Genomic DNA, 15,206 nt, shown 5'->3' with positions numbered 1-15,206 from the left:
AGAACCGGTCAAGATCGCGGGAGGATGGAGGTGTCGATGACCCGAACCGATCCCCGCCCGTCGGCGGAGCTGGACGCCCGATCCCAGGATGGCCTGACCTCGTCCGCCGACATCGCGGCGCTCGTCGCCTCCGACCACCGCGACCCGTTCGGCGTGCTCGGCCCCCACCCGGACGGGGACGGCACGATCGTGCGCTGCTTCCGGCCGGACGCCGTGACGGTCGAGGCGGTCGACCCGGACAACGGCGAGGTTCTGGCCCGGCTGAACCGGTGCCATCCCGCCGGGCTGTTCGACGGCCGGGTGGCGCGCCCCCACCCGCTGCGCTACCGCCTGCGCATCGATTACGGCTTCGCCGGCGGGGTGTGGGAGATCGAGGATCCCTACCGCTTCCCGTCGAGCTTCGGCGAGCTCGACCTCCATCTGCTCGGCGAGGGCACGCATCTCGAGCTCTACCGCCGGCTCGGCGCCCATCCGCGCACGCTGGAGGGTGTGGACGGCACCGTCTTCGCGGTCTGGGCCCCCAACGCCCGGCGCGTCGCCGTGGTCGGCGACTTCAACAGCTGGGACGGGCGGCTGCACCCGATGCGCCTGCATCCCGGCATCGGCGTGTGGGAGATCTTCCTGCCCGCGGTCGGGCCCGGCGCGGCGTACAAATTCGAGATCCGCGGCCCGAACGGCGACCTGCTGCCGCTGAAGACCGACCCCTTCGCCTTCCGGGCCGAGCACCCGCCGAAGACCGCCTCGATCGTGCACGGCGTGCCCGAATACGGCTGGGACGACGCCGAATGGCTGGCGGGGCGAGCGGCGGCGCAGCGGCGCGACGCGCCGATCAGCATCTACGAGGTGCATCCCGGCTCCTGGCGCCGGGTGCCGGAGGAAGGCGGCCGGCCGCTGTCCTGGCGCGAGCTGGGCGACCAGTTGATCCCCTATGCCGCCGGGCTCGGCTTCACCCATATCGAGCTGCTGCCGGTCAGCGAGCATCCCTTCGACGGCTCCTGGGGCTATCAGCCGATCGGCCTCTACGCCCCGACCAGCCGCCTCGGCCCGCCCGAGGATTTCGCCGGCTTCGTCGACCGCTGCCATCGCGCGGGCCTGGGCGTGCTGCTGGACTGGGTGCCGGGGCATTTCCCGACCGACGAGCACGGCCTGGCCCGGTTCGACGGCACCGCGCTCTACGAGCATGCCGATCCGCGCCAGGGCATGCACCAGGACTGGGGCACGCTGATCTACAATTACGGCCGCAGCGAGGTGCGCAACTTCCTGCTCGGCAACGCCCTCTACTGGCTCGACCGCTTCCATGTCGACGGGCTGCGCGTCGATGCCGTGGCCTCGATGCTGTATCTCGACTACAGCCGCAAGCCCGGCGAATGGGTGCCGAACCGGTTCGGCGGCCGGGAGAATCTGGAGGCGGTGGATTTCCTGCGCCAGACCAATGTCGAGGTGTTCGGCCGCCATGACGGCGCGACCACGCTGGCCGAGGAATCGACCGCCTGGCCGGCGGTGTCGCGCCCCGCCCATCTCGGGGGGCTCGGCTTCGGCTACAAATGGAACATGGGCTGGATGAACGACACCTTGCGCTACATGAGCAAGGATCCGGTCCACCGCACCTGGCACCATTCCGACCTCACCTTCGGCCTGCTCTACGCCTTCAGCGAGAACTTCGTGCTGCCGCTGAGCCATGACGAGGTGGTGCACGGCAAGGGCTCGCTGCTGGGCAAGATGCCGGGCGACGACTGGCAGCAATTCGCCAATCTGCGCGCCTATTTCGGCTTCATGTGGGCCCATCCGGGCAAGAAGCTGCTGTTCATGGGCGGCGAATTCGCCCAGCGCAACGAATGGGGCCACGACCGCAGCCTGGACTGGCACCTGCTGGGCGCCGAGCGCCATGCCGGGGTGCAGCGGCTGATCGGCGACCTGAACCGCCTGTACCGCGAGCTTCCCGCCCTGCACGTCCATGACTGCGAGCCGGAGGGCTTCGACTGGGTCGACGCCAGCAACAGCGCCGATTCGATCTTCGTCTGGCTGCGCCGAGGCCGCGACGGCGACCGGCCGGTCCTGGCGGTCTCGAACTTCACCCCGGTGCCGCGCCGGGACTACCGCATCGGCGTGCCCTTCGGCGGCCGCTGGCTCGAACGGCTGAACACCGACGCCGCCGTCTACGGCGGCTCCGGCATGGGCAATCTCGGCAGCGTCGAGGCCGAGGCCGCGCCCTGGCACGGCCGGCCCCATTCGGTGCGCCTGACCCTGCCGCCGCTGGCGACCGTGCTGTTCGAATGGGCGGGGTGAGGCGGCGGGCTCAGCCGACCCAGTTCTGGATCTTCAGCCCGCCGATCCGCCTGAACTCCCGCTCGTTGTTGGTAACCAGCGTCAGCTTGGCCGCCTTTGCATGGGCGGCGATCCAGAGGTCGTTGTTGCCGATGACCTCGCCTCTCACCTCCAGGTCCGCCCGGATCGCCCCATAAGCCTCGCCCACGTCCGCCGGCAGCGGCAGGACTGGGAGATAGGCCACCAGTTCGCGCAGCACTTGCATCGCCTTGGCCCGTGATGGACTTTTCTCCACCCCATAGAGAAGCTCGCCATAAGTGATGACGGACAGCGTCGCCTCGCCGGGCTTCAGCTTCTCGAACCGGGTGAGCACCTCCTGAGGTCTGCGGCGGCGGATATAGATACAGATGTTGGTGTCGAGCAGGTAGCGGGCCGCCATCACAGCTCATCGCGGCTTTGCGGCGGCAAGTCGTCTCGGCCCTCGGTGTCGTCCGGCAGACTGGCCAGCAGTTCGAAGGCGCGGGCCATGCCGCGCGGCTTCTCGCGCAGCACGACCTCGTCGCCGCGACGGAAGATCTCGACCTCCTGGCCCTCGAAGCGAAACTGCTTCGGCAGCCGGACGGCTTGGCTGTTGCCGGACCGGAATACGCGGGCGGTAGGCATGAAGCTCCTTTCAGTATATACGCAAATGTATATACTGCTGGCCAGCTAGGCAAGGGGATCGGCCGCGAAGTGCTCCGCTGCTACTGCTTCGCCGCCGCCTCGGCCTGGCGCTTCAGCTCCTCGGTCGTGCGGGCGATCTGGGCCTGCAGGTCGGCGAGCTGCTGCCGGGCGGCGGCGAGGTCGCTCTGGGTGCGGCCCAGCTGCTCGGTCGCCTGCGCCAGCTGGCCGTTCACCGCCGCGGCGTCGGCGTTCAGCCGGCCGTAGCTGTCGCGCTGCGCCGCCTCCTGCGAGCGGAGCTGGTCGAGCCGGCCGTCGAGCGCGGCGATCTCCCCCTGCTTGGCCGCCAGCTGCGCCTCGGCGGCGGTCACCTGGTCCCGCACGGCCCGGACCCGGGCCGCGGCCGCATCCGCCTCCCGAGCCGCCTGGTCGCGGCGCTGCGCGGTCTCGTCCAGCGCGGACCGGCCCTGATCGATCTGCGCCTGCAGCCTTTCCGATTCGGCCTTCAGCGCGTCGCGGTCGGCACCGGCCTGCTTCAGCGCCGCCAGCTCCTGCTCCGCCGCCTCCAGCCGTGCCTGCAGGCCGTCGCGGCTCTGTCCGGCGCTGCGGCTCTCGACCCCGAGATAGATCGCCGCGACCAGGGCGATGAAGGCGACGATGATCGAGGCGATGACGCCGATTCGCGGCCCTTCTCCATCGCGGGCGGAGGCGGGAACCGGATCGGTCGGCTGGGCCGGGCTGTGGTCGGGATCGGCAAGGGTCGTCACGCGGTCGGTCCTTTCGGCAGATCGGCTGGCAACGGCTAGCGATGAAAGGTGGTGAAATCGTGTCGGCGATGGCGGCAATGCGACGGCGGGTGGACGGCCGCCGCCCGCACGCCCCATCCTGCCCGCGGGACAGGACCGAGGGAACCGTCACGATGCCGCTGCCCGACCTGCTTCTGCCCGGCCGCCCCTGGCCGCTCGGCGCCACGGCGACGGAGGGCGGGGTGAACTTCGCCCTGTTCTCGGCCCATGCCGAACGGGTCGAGCTGTGCCTGTTCGACGCGGAAGGGCGGCAGGAGCTCGCCCGCCGCGACCTGCCCGCCCGCACCGACCAGGTCTGGCACGGCTTCCTGCCGGGGGCCGGGGCCGGCACGGTCTACGGCTATCGCGTCCATGGCCCCTACGCGCCGCTCGACGGCCACCGCTTCAACCCGAACAAGCTGCTGCTCGACCCCTATGCCAAGGGGCTGGCCGGCGGCTTCCGCTGGGACGGTTCGGTGCACGGCTACCGCCGCGGCGACCCGGCGGCCGACCTGTCCTTCGACCCGCGCGACAGCGCCCCTTTCGTGCCGAAATCGGTGGTGATCGACCCAAGCCACGACTGGGAGGACGACGCGCCGCCGCGCACGCCCTGGGCCGAGACGGTGATCTACGAGGCGCATGTGCGCGGCCTGACGATGCGGCATCCCGGCGTGCCGGAGCCGCTGCGCGGCACGCTCGCCGGCCTGGCCCATCCGGCGATGATCGACCATCTGCGCCGGCTGGGCGTCACCGCGGTCGAGCTGATGCCGGTCCACGCCTTCGTCGACGAGCGGGCGCTGTTCGAGCGGTCCTTGAGAAACTACTGGGGCTACAACACGACGGCCTTCTTCGCCGTCCACCCCGCCTATGCCGGCGGGATGCCGCCGCTGGACGCGCTGCGCCGGGCGGTCAAGGCGCTGCACCGGGCCGGGATCGAGGTGATCCTCGACGTCGTCTACAACCACACGGCGGAGAGCGACGTCTTCGGCCCGACCCTGAACTTCCGCGGCATCGACAACCTGTCCTACTACCAGCACGCGCCGCACGACCGGCGCGAGCCGTTCAACCCGACCGGCACCGGCAACGCCCTCGACCTCGCCCATCCGCGCGTGCTGCAGATGGTTATGGACAGCCTGCGCTGGTGGGTGGAGGCGGCGCATGTCGACGGCTTCCGCTTCGACCTCGCCACCACCCTGGCCCGGGTGGACGGCGAGTTCACCCCCGCCGCCCCCTTCCTGCAGGCCGTGGCGCAGGACCCGGTGCTGGCGCCCTGCAAGCTGATCGCCGAGCCCTGGGACATCGGGCCGGGCGGCCACCGCACCGGCGGCTTCCCGGCCGGCTGGTCGGAGTGGAACGACCGCTACCGCGACGGCATCCGCCGCTACTGGCGCGGCGATCCCGGCCTGCGGCCGGAGCTGGCGCGCCGCCTCTCCGCCTCCGCCGAGCTGTTCGACCATGACGGCCGCGGCGCCCGGGCCAGCGTGAACTTCGTGACGGCCCATGACGGCTTCACGCTGGCCGACCTCGTTTCCTATTCGCGCAAGCACAACGAGGCCAATGGCGAGGGGAACCGCGACGGCACCGACGACAACCACTCCGACAATCTCGGCGCCGAGGGACCGACCGGCGATCCGGCAATCGCGGCGCGGCGGCTGCGGCGGCGGCGCAACCTGCTGGCGACGCTGCTGTTCAGCCAGGGCGTGCCGATGCTGCTGGGCGGCGACGAGCTGGGCCACAGCCAGCAGGGCAACAACAACGCCTATTGCCAGGACGGGACGCTGACCTGGCTGGACTGGCCGGCGGCCGACCCGGCCTTCCTCGACTTCGCGGCCCGCGTGGTGGCGCTGCGCCGGGCCCATCCGGCCCTGCGCCAGCCGCGCTTCCTGCACGGCGCACCGAGCGGCGCGGCGTCGAGCGGGGAGGACGGCCTGCCCGACATCGCCTGGCTGCGGCCCGACGCCCAGCCCATGACCGCGGCCGACTGGGAGGACCCCGCCGGCTCCGCCCTCGGCGTGCTGCTGAGCGAGCCGGGCACGCCGCCGCTCCTGCTGCTGCTCAACGCCGCGCCGGAGGATGTCGCCTTCGCCCTGCCGCGCCTCGGAACCTGGCACTCCTGGCTGGACACGGCACGAACGCCGAGCGTTCCGCGGCCGGACGGGGCGGCCTATCCGCTGGCGGCGGAAAGCCTGGCATTGCTGGCGCTGGGCGCCGCCTCGCCAGCAGAGATCAGGAATGATTTGCAATAAAGCTGCGATTGTCTCTCAATTACATAAGTAAAACTTTACGGACTCCTGTAATCGTTCTAAGGTGCGCTCCGTGATACTAACCGACACCGGCCGAGGCGACGATGCAGGGCGACAAGAAAGTCATCACCCACCTGAACGCGGTGCTGAAGAACGAGCTGACCGCGATCAACCAGTATTTCCTGCACGCGCGGATGCTCAAGAACTGGGACGTCAAGCGCCTGGCCAAGAAGGTCTATGAGGAATCGATCGGCGAGATGAAGCACGCCGATCTGCTGATCGAGCGCATCCTGGTGCTGGAAGGCCTGCCGAACCTGCAGGATCTCGGCAAGCTCGGCATCGGCGAATCGGTGCCGGAAATGCTGGAATCCGACCTCGGCCTCGAGACCTTCAACCAGAAGACGGTGAAGGAGGCGATGGCGCATTGCGAATCGGTGCGCGACTTCGTCTCGAAGGACATCCTGCTGAAGATCCTCGGCGACACCGAGGAGCACATCGACTGGCTCGAATCGCAGCAGTACCTGATCAGCCAGATGGGGCTGCAGAACTACATCCAGCTGCAGTCCAGCGACGACGAGGGCTGAGAGAGATCGGGCTCGCGGCCGGCGAGCCCGACCTGGCCTAGCCTTCACAAGCCTCGGCCGACCTGAGCGCGGCCGCCCGCCGGCGCAGCAGCGCATAAGCGACCAGCGCCGCCGCCAGGGTCGCGGCGACGAGGACGGCCAGCATCGCCTGGAAGGCCCCGCCATAGGCCTGCGCCAGCGCCGCCCGGCCGAGTCCGGGCAGCAGCGATTCGGCGCGGCCCATGTCGCCGCCGGCGAGGGCGTTGACCGCCTGCGCCACCCGCCCCGCGGCATCGCCCCCGGCGGCGCGCGCGAGGCCGGACTGGCCGAGCGCCACCACCAGGGCGCCGGCGGCGGCGATCGCCACCGCCTCGCCCGCCACCCGCATGGTCGAGAAGATGCCGGTGGCCATGCCGGCGCGCTCGCGCGGCACGACGCTGACCGAGAGGTCGTCCATCAGCCCCCAGGGCAGGCCGGTGCCGATGCCGACCACCAGCATCGGCCAGGCGAGGGCCGCGACGCCGGCGCCGACCGGGACGGCGGCGAGCCAGGCGAGGCCGAGCGCCGCGATCACGAGGCCGGCCGCCGACAGCGCCGCGGCCGGGATCCGCCGTGCCAGCAGCCCGGCCAGGAACGGCACCACCGCCATCGGCGCCGACAGCGCGATCATCAGCCCGCCGGCCTCGATCTCGCTCATCCCCTCGGCCCCGATGAAGCGCACCGGCAGCAGCACCAGCGGCACCACGAAGCAGACGGCGGTGGCGATCGGCAGGAACTGCGCCCCGACGAAGCGCGGATAGCGGAACAGCGACAGGTCGAGCATCGGCCGCCGCACCCGCGTCTCGACCGCCACGAACAGCGCCAGCATCGCCGCGGCGCCGACCAGGAGGCCGAGCACAACCGGGCTGCCCCAGCTGTCCTGCGGCCCCTGCATGATGCCGAAGGTCAGGAGGCCGAGGGCGGCGGTGAAGCTGAGCAGCCCCGGCCAGTCGACGCCGGTGGCGCCGGGGTCGCGCGATTCCCGCATCCGCGGCACGCCGAAGACCAGGACCAGCAGGCCGATCACGGTGCCGGTCAGGAAGATGGCGCGCCAGCCCAGCGTCTCCACCAGCGCGCCGGACAGGATCGGGCCGAAGGCCAGGCCGATGCCGAAGCTGGTGCCAAGCAGGCTGAAGGCGCGGGTGCGGGCCGGGCCCTCGAATTCCTGCGCCAGCGAGGCGGCGCCGCCGGCCATGGCGATCGAGGCGGCGACGCCCTGGGCGCCGCGCAACAGGTCGAGCGCCACCACCGACGGGGCGAAGCCCAGCACCAGCGACAGCAGGGCGAAGCCGGCCACGCCGATGCTGAACATGCGCTTGCGGCCGAGCTGGTCGGCCAGCGCCCCGGCCGCCATGACGAAGCTGCCGAAGCACAGCACGAAGGCGTTCACCACCCAGGCGAGCGCCACCGGGCTGCCGCCGAGCTCACGCCCGACCGCCGGCAGCGCCACCGCCGGGCCGGTGAAGCTGAGCGGCATCATCAGCCCGGCCAGGCAGACGGCACCCAGCACCCACAGGCCGTTGGCGGTGCGGTCGGACATGGTGTCTGCAGTCATGGTGCTGGTCCTGCTGCGGATCGTCAGATGGACATGCCGCCGTCGATGGCGAGGGCGGCGCCGGTGACGAAGCGGCTTTCGGGCGAGGCCACCCAGGCGACGAGGCCGGCGATGTCGTCGCCGGTGCCGTAGCGCGGGATCGCCATCAGCGCGCGCAGGGCGTCGGCGCGCGGCCCGTCGGCCGGGTTCATGTCGGTGTCGGTCGGGCCCGGCTGCACCAGGTTGACGGTGATGCCCTGGGGCCCGAGGTCCCGCGCCGCGCCCTTCACCAGCCCGGTCAGCGCCGTCTTCGACAGGGTGTAGAGCGTGGTCCCGGCCCGCGGCACGCGGTCGGCCAGGTTGCTGCCGATGACGATGATCCGCCCGCCCTCCGGCAGGTGCCGCGTGGCGGTCTGGGCGGCGACGAAGACGCCGCGGACATTGACCGCGACGGTGCGGTCGAACTCCTCGACCGTGAACTCGGCGAAGGGCTTGTGCACGGCGATGCCGGCATTGGCGACCAGGATGTCGAGCCGGCCGAGGCCTGCCGCCGCCCGGTCCACCGCCGCCGCGGCGGCGGCCGGATCGGCGCTGTCGGCCTGGATCAGCAGGACGCGCCGGCCGGCGGCCTCGATATCGCCCGCCACCTCCCGCGCCCGATCGGGCGAGGCGCTGTAGGTCAGGGCGATGTCGGCGCCCTCGCGCGCCAGGCGCCGGGCGATGGCGGCGCCGATGCCGCGGCTGGCGCCGGTGACCAGCGCCACCTTTCCGGACAGGTCGGCCATGGGATGCTCCATATCTTTAATGATCGATAAATAAATAGCTGGCGCAGTTGCGTCCGCCGGTCAAGCGAATTATTTATGGGTCATTAAAGAAAGGAGCGAGAATGGCGGAACGCGGCCGGCCCCGCGGCTTCGACCGGGACGCCGCCCTGCGGCGGGCGATGGTGCTGTTCTGGCAGCGCGGCTACGAAGGCGTGTCGATGGCCGACCTGACGGCGGCGATCGGCGTCGCCGCGCCCAGCCTCTACGCCGCCTTCGGCAGCAAGGAGGCGCTGTTCCGCGAGGCGATCGAACTGTACCGCGCCACCGAGGGCTCGGCCACGCGCCGGGCGCTGGAATGCGAGCGGACGGCGCGCGGCGCGATCGAGGCGATGCTGCGCGACAACGCCGACGCCTTCACCGACCCCGCCCTGCCGCAGGGCTGCTTCGTCATCCTCGGCGCTGTCAACATGGCGCCGGAGCACGCCGAGCTGGGCTCGCATCTGCTGGAGTACCGCCGCGACACCGGCCGCCGGATCCTGCAGCGGCTGCAGCAGGGCGCCGCCGACGGCGAGCTTCCCGCCGGAATCGACCTGGAGCCGCTGGCGAATTTCTACTCGACGGTGCTGTCCGGCCTGTCGATCCAGGCCCGCGACGGCGCCAGCCGGGCCGAGCTGCACGCCGCCATCGACGTCGCCATGGCGGCCTGGGACGCGATGGTGGCGAAGACCGCAGGCGGCCCTAAGCCGGCGGCCGCTGCCAGCGGCGGGTGATGCGGTAGACGGCAGCCGGCGGGACGTTCGCCACCGCCCGGCCGATCCGCACCGCCTTGAGCCCGAGCCGGTCGAGGATGGCGCGCGGGATCGGGCAGCGCGGCCCGTAGGTGAACTGGTAGAAGGCGCCATCCGGCCGCAGATGGCGGAAGGCGCCGTCGAGGATGCCGATCACCGCCTTGGGCGGCATCGACAGCACCGGCAGGCCGCTGACCACCGCCCCCGCCTTCTCGCCGCCGAAGGGATCGGCGGTGCCGAGCCGGGCGGCATCCATGCACAGCACCTGCGCCGCCGGGAAGCGCTCGCGCAGCAGCGCCGCGAATTCCGGCCCGGCCTCGACCAGCGCCAGCCGCGCTTCCGGCACGCCCCGGCCGATCAGCGCCCGGGTGAAGGCGCCGGTGCCGGGCCCGAGCTCGATCACCGGCGCCGAGTCCGGCCCGATCTCGGCGGTGATCGCGGCGGCCAGCGCCCGCCCTGACGGCACCACCGCGGCCACCCGCAGCGGCGCCTTCAGCCAAGCGCGGAAGAAGGCGAAATCGTCGGCCGCGTCCTGGCGGCGCGAGGGGCCGGTCGAGGGCCGCGGCGCCAGCCCGATACCCAGGGCGGGCGGTGCGCCGGCGGAAGAGACGGCGACGGCCTGCCGCCGGCGGGAAAAGCTACGCCACATCATCGTGCCCATCAGCTCCAAAAGCACCAGCGCAACCAGGACCGTCAGCGCGATCGAGGAGGCGTTCGGGCTGGCTTCGACCAGCGACGCGGCGGCATAGCCGGTGCCGATGAACAGCCCGTTCCACAGCCCGATCCCGAGGGCGGTCGCGGTGAAGAACATCACGGGGTGGGTGCGCAGCAGCCCGGCGATGCCGGGCACCACCAGCCGCACGGTCGGCACCAGCTGTGCCACGAAGGCGAAGACCACCCCGCGGTCGCGGAACCAGGTGATCCAGTGGTCGACCCGGGCCGGCGCCATGCCGAAGAGGCCGGCGGTGCGGCGCAGCAGCGCCCCGGCCCGCGCCTCGCCCAAGCCCCAGCCCAGCGCATAGAACAGGGCGCAGCCGGCGATGCCGCCGACCACCGTCAGGGCGAAGGCCAGCGGCAGCGACCAGTAGCCCTCGCCCACCGCCACGCCGACCGCGACCAGCAGGCCATAGGAGGGCAGGATCGGCAGCAGGCGCTCGACCAACATCAGGCCGACCAGGCCGGCGACGCTGCTGGCGGCGATCCAGGGCATGAGGTCTCCCAGCGGGTCCAAGGACGACTCCCGGCCATCATAATAGGAAGAGGAAGAACAGGGGAACGCGATAGCGGCTCGCCTCGCCTATATGAGGACGTCCGTCAGCGGCAGGCTGCGACAGCGGCGTTGCGTCGCGGCGAACAGGGCGTTGGCGAGCGCCGGCGCGACCGGCGGCAGGCCGGGTTCGCCGAGCCCGCCCCAGGGCCCGTCGCTGCGCAGGAACCGCACCTCGATCTCCGGCGTCCCGGCCAGGCCGAGCAGCGGATAGTCCGGGAAGTTGCGCTGGACCACGGCGCCGCCTTCGACCGTGATCCGCTCCGCGATCGCGGCGCTGAGCCCCATCACCACCGCGCCCTCCACCTGCTGCCGCGCCGTGTCGGGGTTGCAGACGTCGCCGCAATCGACCGCCGCGATCACCCGGTGCACCACCGGCCGGCCGCCGGGACCGGGCGAAGCCTCGATCACATGGGCGACCACCGTGCCATAGGCCTCGGCCACCGCGATGCCGCGGCCGCTGCCGGCCGGCAGCGGCGCGCCCCAGCCGGCCGCCTCCGCCGCCGCCTCCAGCACCCGGCGGTGGCGCGAGCCCGGCGGCAGCAGGTCGCGGCGATAGGCGAAGGGGTCGCGGCCGGCGGCATGCGCCAGCTCGTCGATGAAGCTCTCGCTCCAGAAGGCGTGCTGGGTGTGGTTGACGCTGCGCCAGGAACCGCGCCGCACCGGGTCCGGCACCGCCACGGCGCGGATCGACTGATGCAGCACGGCATAGGGGATGCGGAAGGCCTCGACCGGCGCCGGCATGCCGTCGACATAGAGCTGCGACCAAGCCAGGGGCGAGCCGTCCGGCGCCAGCGCGGCGCGGATCCGGCAGGCCAGGCGCGGCCGGAAGGTGCCCTGGGCGAAGTCCTCCTCCCGGCTCCAGACCAGCTTCACCGGATGCGGCGCCGCCGCCCTGGCCAGCGCCACCGCCTGGACGAAATAGCCGGGCGGGCCGTCGTCGCGCCCGCCGCGCCGGCCGAAGGAGCCGCCCATCGGCAGCGGCACCAGCGTGACGTCCTCCGCCGCCAGCCCGGACAGCTCGACCAGCTGGCGCCGGGCCGTCAGCGGGTTGTGGTCGCCGGCCCAGACCGTGAGCCTGCCGTCGGCGAGCTGGGCCGTGACGGTGATCGGCTCCATCGCCGCGTGGTGCAGATGCGGCACGCGATAGGCGGCCTCGACGATGCGGTCGGCCGGCGCTTGCGCCAGCGCCGCGGCGGCGTCGCCGATCGTCACCCGGGCCTCGCCCTCCTCCGCGGCCAGCGCCCGGTCCTGCGCCGCGTCGATGGTGGCGCAGGACACGCCGCCATGGCCGGCGTCGGAGAAGCGCGGCGCCAGCGCCGCCAGCCCCTTCTTCGCCGACCATGTGTCGCGGGCGATAACGGCGACGGCGTCGTCCAGCCGCACCACCCGCTCCACCCCCGCCACCGCCAGGGCCGGCACCGGATCGACCGAGAGCAGCCGCCCGCCCGGCACCGGCGCCGCGGTCACGGTCGCCACCCGCATCTCCGGCAGGGCCAGGTCGATGCCGTAGCCGAAGGCGCCGGCGACCTTGGCCGGGATGTCGAGCCGCGGCACCGCCGTGCCGATGATGCGCCAGCGCTGCCGCGGCTTCAGCGGCGGGCTGGCCGGCACCGACAGCTCCGCCGCCTCGGCCGCCAGCTCGCCATAGCGCACCGATTGCCCGCTGCCGGACCGGATCACTCGGCCGCCGGCGGTGACCAGCGCCCCGGCCGGCACGCCCCAGCGGCGGGAAGCGGCCTGGATCAGCATCTGCCGCGCCGCGGCGCCGACCAGACGCATGCCGACCTGCCCAGTGAGGCGCACGGCGGTGGAGCCGCCGGTCTGCTGCAGGTCGATGAACCGGGCCGCGGCGGCGAAGGCGGCGTCGACCACGCCGTTCAGCACCCCGGGCACGGACCAGTCCTGCAGGGTCCAGCCCTCGGCCAGGAAGCGGTTGGCGAAGGCGCGGTCGGCCGGCGCCTGCGCCGCCCGCACCTGCGCCCAATCCACATCCAGCTCCTCCGCCGCCATCATGGCGAGGGCGGTGTGCACCCCCTGCCCCATCTCGGTGTGCGGGACATAGACCGTGACCGTGTCGTCGGCGCCGATCTTGAGCCAGCCGGCCAGCAGCGTGCCGCCGTCCTGCTCCGCCAGCTGCCGGGCCCGGGCGTCGAAGCCGCGGTCCCAGGCGCGCCAGCCGAGCACCAGCCCGCCGGCCCCGGCGATAGTGGCAGTGAGGAACCAGCGCCGCTTCATCGCCCGGCCCTCACGCCTGCGCCGCCAGGGCGCGGATGGCGCGGCGGACCCGGGGATAGGTGCCGCAGCGGCAGAGATTGGTGATGGTCGCGTCGATCTCGGCGTCGGTCGGCGACGGGGTGCCGCGCAGCAGGGCCGCGGCCGCCATGATCATGCCGGGCTGGCAGTAGCCGCATTGCGGCACCTGGATCTCGACCCAGGCCCGCTGCACCGGGTGCAGCCCATCGGCCGGCGACGGCGTGGCGGTTTCCGCCAGCCCCTCGATGGTGGTGACCGCCCGCCCCTCCGCCGCCGCGACCGGAACGGCGCAGGACCGCACCGCCGCGCCGTCGAGATGCACCGTGCAGGCGCCGCAGGCGGCGACGCCGCAGCCGTATTTCGTGCCGGTCAGGCCGGCGGCCTCGCGGATCACCCACAGCAGCGGCGTCTCCGGGTCGCCGTCGAAGGCGAAGGGCCGTCCGTTCAGGGTCAGGGCGATGCTCATGGCCACGCCTCCTCTGCTTTGTGGAAGAAGGCTATGGCCGCTCGCTTTGTCCCGGTATCCGGAATAATCTGCAGTGGCCATGAAGAAACCCTTCACAATCGAGCGCGACCAGCTGGACGGCGTGATCGCCGTGCTGCGCGTCGCCGAGCGCCGCAGCTTCCGCGCCGCGGCGGCGGAGCTGGGGATCTCGCCCTCGGCGATCAGCCAGACCATCCGCGGGCTGGAGGCGCGGCTGGGCGTGGCTCTCCTGACCCGCACCACCCGCAAGGTCGGGCTGACCGAGGCCGGGCAGCGCTTCGTCGACCGCGCCCGGCCGGCGGTGTCGGAGATCCTGGCCGCCTTCGACGCGGCCCAGAGCCTTGGCGAGGAGGTGACCGGCCTCTTGCGGCTGAACATGCCCGCCGCGCTGGTGCATTTCCTGGCCGAGCCGATCCTGCTGGAGTTCCGCGCCGCCCATCCGGCGCTGCAGGTCGAGATCTTCGCCGAGGATGGACTGACCAACATCGTCGCCGAGGGCTTCGACGCCGGCATCCGGCTGGGCGAGCTGCTGGAGGCCGACATGGTGGCGGTGCGGCTGACCCCGCCCTTCCGTTTCACCGTGGTCGGCGCCCCCGCCTATTTCGCCCGCCACGGAAGGCCGAAGCGGCCGGAGGACCTGCACCGCCACGCCTGCATCGGCACGAGGCGTGCGTCGCAGGGGCCGATCTATCGCTGGGAGTTCGTCGAGGGCAATCGTGCCTTCGACATGGCAGTTGCCGGGCCGGTGATCGTCAACACCGGGGAGATGAACGTGATGGCGGCCGAGATGGGCATCGGCCTCGCCTACACCGCGGCGCCGGCGGTGCAGGAGCAGATCCGGGCCGGGCTGCTGGAGCCGGTGCTTGAGGAGTTCTGCCCCGGCACCCCCGGCCTGTTCCTGTACTATCCCAGCCGAGCCCAGGCCCTGCCCAAGCTGCGCGCCTTCATCCAGTTCGTGCACGACAAGCTGCGGCCGGGGACGACGGCGTATATCGGGACGCGGGGGTGAGGGCGCCAGAAAAATCCGGCCGGCCTGTCGGCTCTCCACACTCTCGATCGTCCTATGGTCGATGCGACCGAACGGAGGAGACCCAGGATGTCCTACGTAGACGGATTCGTGCTGGCGGTGCCGAAGGCCAGGCTGGAGGAGTACAAGGAGATGGCGCGCAACGCCGGCGCGGTGTGGAAGGACCACGGCGCGCTGGCCTACGTCGAATGCGTCGGCGACGACACGCCCTATGGCGAGCTGACCTCCTTCCCGCGCTCGGTGCTGGCGAAGGAGGACGAGATCGTGATCTTCGCCTGGATCGTCTACGAGTCCCGCGCCGCGCGCGACGAGATCAACAAGAAGGTGTTTGCCGACCCGCGGCTAAAGGGGGATCTGGCCAGCATGCCATTCGACGGCAAGCGCATGATCTATGGCGGCTTCGAGGTGTTCCTGGAGCTGTAGGGCGTGAGGGACCGTTGCCGCTGGGATGGCCACGCCCCTCCGGGGCCCGCCATGACGGGGTGGCGGAGAGTCTCGCCCGGTCAGGCCGGGTCGCGGTCGAACAGGCCG

General features: G+C 72.1%; 14 protein-coding genes. 6 read left to right on the top strand and 8 right to left on the bottom strand.

Going from position 1 to position 15,206, the window contains the following annotated elements:
- Positions 1–36 precede the first annotated feature (36 nt).
- Positions 37–2,286 (top strand): 1,4-alpha-glucan branching protein GlgB, encoded by a 2,250-nt coding sequence (gene glgB / locus G537_RS0123270; RefSeq protein WP_081688990.1) that lies wholly within the window; start codon positions 37–39, stop codon positions 2,284–2,286.
- A gap of 10 nt (positions 2,287–2,296) precedes the next feature.
- Here glgB and vapC read toward each other — a convergent pair whose 3' ends face one another.
- The 3 genes from vapC to G537_RS0123255 all read right to left on the bottom strand — a co-directional run bounded on the left by vapC (position 2,297) and on the right by G537_RS0123255 (position 3,692).
- The gene (gene vapC / locus G537_RS0123265; RefSeq protein ID WP_026872166.1) at positions 2,297–2,704 is read right to left on the bottom strand and encodes a type II toxin-antitoxin system tRNA(fMet)-specific endonuclease VapC; all 408 of its coding nucleotides are present in this window, start codon (positions 2,702–2,704) and stop codon (positions 2,297–2,299) included.
- Complete coding sequence (locus G537_RS0123260) at positions 2,704–2,928, bottom strand: antitoxin (RefSeq protein WP_026872165.1); 225 nt, start codon at positions 2,926–2,928, stop codon at positions 2,704–2,706. The genes vapC and G537_RS0123260 overlap by 1 nt, the downstream gene beginning before the upstream one ends.
- A gap of 80 nt (positions 2,929–3,008) precedes the next feature.
- Entirely contained in the window at positions 3,009–3,692 is a 684-nt protein-coding gene (locus tag G537_RS0123255) for a hypothetical protein (protein ID WP_026872164.1), read from the bottom strand.
- A 152-nt stretch (positions 3,693–3,844) separates the two neighbouring features.
- Here G537_RS0123255 and glgX point away from each other — a divergent pair, with 152 nt between their 5' ends.
- A complete protein-coding gene (gene glgX, locus G537_RS39450; protein ID WP_051248957.1) occupies positions 3,845–5,956 on the top strand; it encodes a glycogen debranching protein GlgX in 2,112 nt (703 codons plus the stop codon).
- A gap of 101 nt (positions 5,957–6,057) precedes the next feature.
- Positions 6,058–6,537 carry a bacterioferritin gene (gene bfr / locus G537_RS0123245; protein ID WP_026872163.1) on the top strand — a complete coding sequence of 160 codons (480 nt, stop codon included), beginning with the start codon at positions 6,058–6,060 and terminating at the stop codon, positions 6,535–6,537.
- Between the two features lie 37 nt (positions 6,538–6,574).
- Here the strand turns inward: bfr and G537_RS39445 are convergent, their stop codons facing one another.
- Complete coding sequence (locus G537_RS39445; RefSeq protein ID WP_051248955.1) at positions 6,575–8,110, bottom strand: MFS transporter; 1,536 nt, start codon at positions 8,108–8,110, stop codon at positions 6,575–6,577.
- Positions 8,111–8,133: 23 nt separating this feature from the next.
- On the bottom strand, positions 8,134–8,874 hold the full coding sequence (locus G537_RS0123235) for an SDR family NAD(P)-dependent oxidoreductase (protein WP_026872162.1): 741 nt from the start codon (positions 8,872–8,874) through the stop codon (positions 8,134–8,136).
- A gap of 101 nt (positions 8,875–8,975) precedes the next feature.
- Here G537_RS0123235 and G537_RS0123230 point away from each other — a divergent pair, with 101 nt between their 5' ends.
- On the top strand, positions 8,976–9,623 hold the full coding sequence (locus tag G537_RS0123230; RefSeq protein WP_026872161.1) for a TetR/AcrR family transcriptional regulator: 648 nt from the start codon (positions 8,976–8,978) through the stop codon (positions 9,621–9,623).
- Here the strand turns inward: G537_RS0123230 and G537_RS44745 are convergent.
- The 3 genes from G537_RS44745 to G537_RS0123215 all read right to left on the bottom strand — a co-directional run bounded on the left by G537_RS44745 (position 9,592) and on the right by G537_RS0123215 (position 13,630).
- Positions 9,592–10,851, bottom strand: a complete 1,260-nt coding sequence (locus tag G537_RS44745) for a VTT domain-containing protein (protein ID WP_081688988.1) — start codon at positions 10,849–10,851, stop codon at positions 9,592–9,594. The two genes, G537_RS0123230 and G537_RS44745, sit on opposite strands and share 32 nt — an antisense overlap.
- A gap of 87 nt (positions 10,852–10,938) precedes the next feature.
- Positions 10,939–13,146: a xanthine dehydrogenase family protein molybdopterin-binding subunit gene (locus tag G537_RS0123220; protein ID WP_026872159.1), complete on the bottom strand. Its 2,208-nt coding sequence runs from the start codon at positions 13,144–13,146 to the stop codon at positions 10,939–10,941.
- A gap of 10 nt (positions 13,147–13,156) precedes the next feature.
- On the bottom strand, positions 13,157–13,630 hold the full coding sequence (locus G537_RS0123215; RefSeq protein ID WP_034852722.1) for a (2Fe-2S)-binding protein: 474 nt from the start codon (positions 13,628–13,630) through the stop codon (positions 13,157–13,159).
- Between the two features lie 79 nt (positions 13,631–13,709).
- On the opposite strand from G537_RS0123215, the gene G537_RS0123210 reads away from it, so the two are divergent.
- Positions 13,710–14,657, top strand: a complete 948-nt coding sequence (locus G537_RS0123210) for a LysR family transcriptional regulator (protein WP_026872157.1) — start codon at positions 13,710–13,712, stop codon at positions 14,655–14,657.
- 87 nt (positions 14,658–14,744) lie between these two features.
- A complete protein-coding gene (locus tag G537_RS0123205; RefSeq protein WP_026872156.1) occupies positions 14,745–15,098 on the top strand; it encodes a DUF1428 domain-containing protein in 354 nt (117 codons plus the stop codon).
- Positions 15,099–15,206: the final 108 nt, after the last annotated feature.

This window comes from Inquilinus limosus DSM 16000 (assembly GCF_000423185.1).
Lineage (GTDB): Bacteria > Pseudomonadota > Alphaproteobacteria > DSM-16000 > Inquilinaceae > Inquilinus > Inquilinus limosus.
Note: the sequence above shows the minus strand (reverse complement) of the source record. Positions and strands in the feature narration are given on the sequence as shown.

What these genes read in the sequence shown, in the direction of transcription:
- glgB (WP_081688990.1), top strand. Translation starts at nt 37, where the DNA reads ATGACCCGAACCGATCCCCGCCCGTCGGCGGAGCTGGACGCCCGATCC.
- vapC (WP_026872166.1), bottom strand. Translation starts at nt 2,704, where the DNA reads ATGGCGGCCCGCTACCTGCTCGACACCAACATCTGTATCTATATCCGC.
- G537_RS0123260 (WP_026872165.1), bottom strand. Translation starts at nt 2,928, where the DNA reads ATGCCTACCGCCCGCGTATTCCGGTCCGGCAACAGCCAAGCCGTCCGG.
- glgX (WP_051248957.1), top strand. Translation starts at nt 3,845, where the DNA reads ATGCCGCTGCCCGACCTGCTTCTGCCCGGCCGCCCCTGGCCGCTCGGC.
- bfr (WP_026872163.1), top strand. Translation starts at nt 6,058, where the DNA reads ATGCAGGGCGACAAGAAAGTCATCACCCACCTGAACGCGGTGCTGAAG.
- G537_RS39445 (WP_051248955.1), bottom strand. Translation starts at nt 8,110, where the DNA reads ATGACTGCAGACACCATGTCCGACCGCACCGCCAACGGCCTGTGGGTG.
- G537_RS0123235 (WP_026872162.1), bottom strand. Translation starts at nt 8,874, where the DNA reads ATGGCCGACCTGTCCGGAAAGGTGGCGCTGGTCACCGGCGCCAGCCGC.
- G537_RS0123230 (WP_026872161.1), top strand. Translation starts at nt 8,976, where the DNA reads ATGGCGGAACGCGGCCGGCCCCGCGGCTTCGACCGGGACGCCGCCCTG.
- G537_RS44745 (WP_081688988.1), bottom strand. Translation starts at nt 10,851, where the DNA reads ATGCCCTGGATCGCCGCCAGCAGCGTCGCCGGCCTGGTCGGCCTGATG.
- G537_RS0123220 (WP_026872159.1), bottom strand. Translation starts at nt 13,146, where the DNA reads ATGAAGCGGCGCTGGTTCCTCACTGCCACTATCGCCGGGGCCGGCGGG.
- G537_RS0123215 (WP_034852722.1), bottom strand. Translation starts at nt 13,630, where the DNA reads ATGAGCATCGCCCTGACCCTGAACGGACGGCCCTTCGCCTTCGACGGC.
- G537_RS0123210 (WP_026872157.1), top strand. Translation starts at nt 13,710, where the DNA reads ATGAAGAAACCCTTCACAATCGAGCGCGACCAGCTGGACGGCGTGATC.
- G537_RS0123205 (WP_026872156.1), top strand. Translation starts at nt 14,745, where the DNA reads ATGTCCTACGTAGACGGATTCGTGCTGGCGGTGCCGAAGGCCAGGCTG.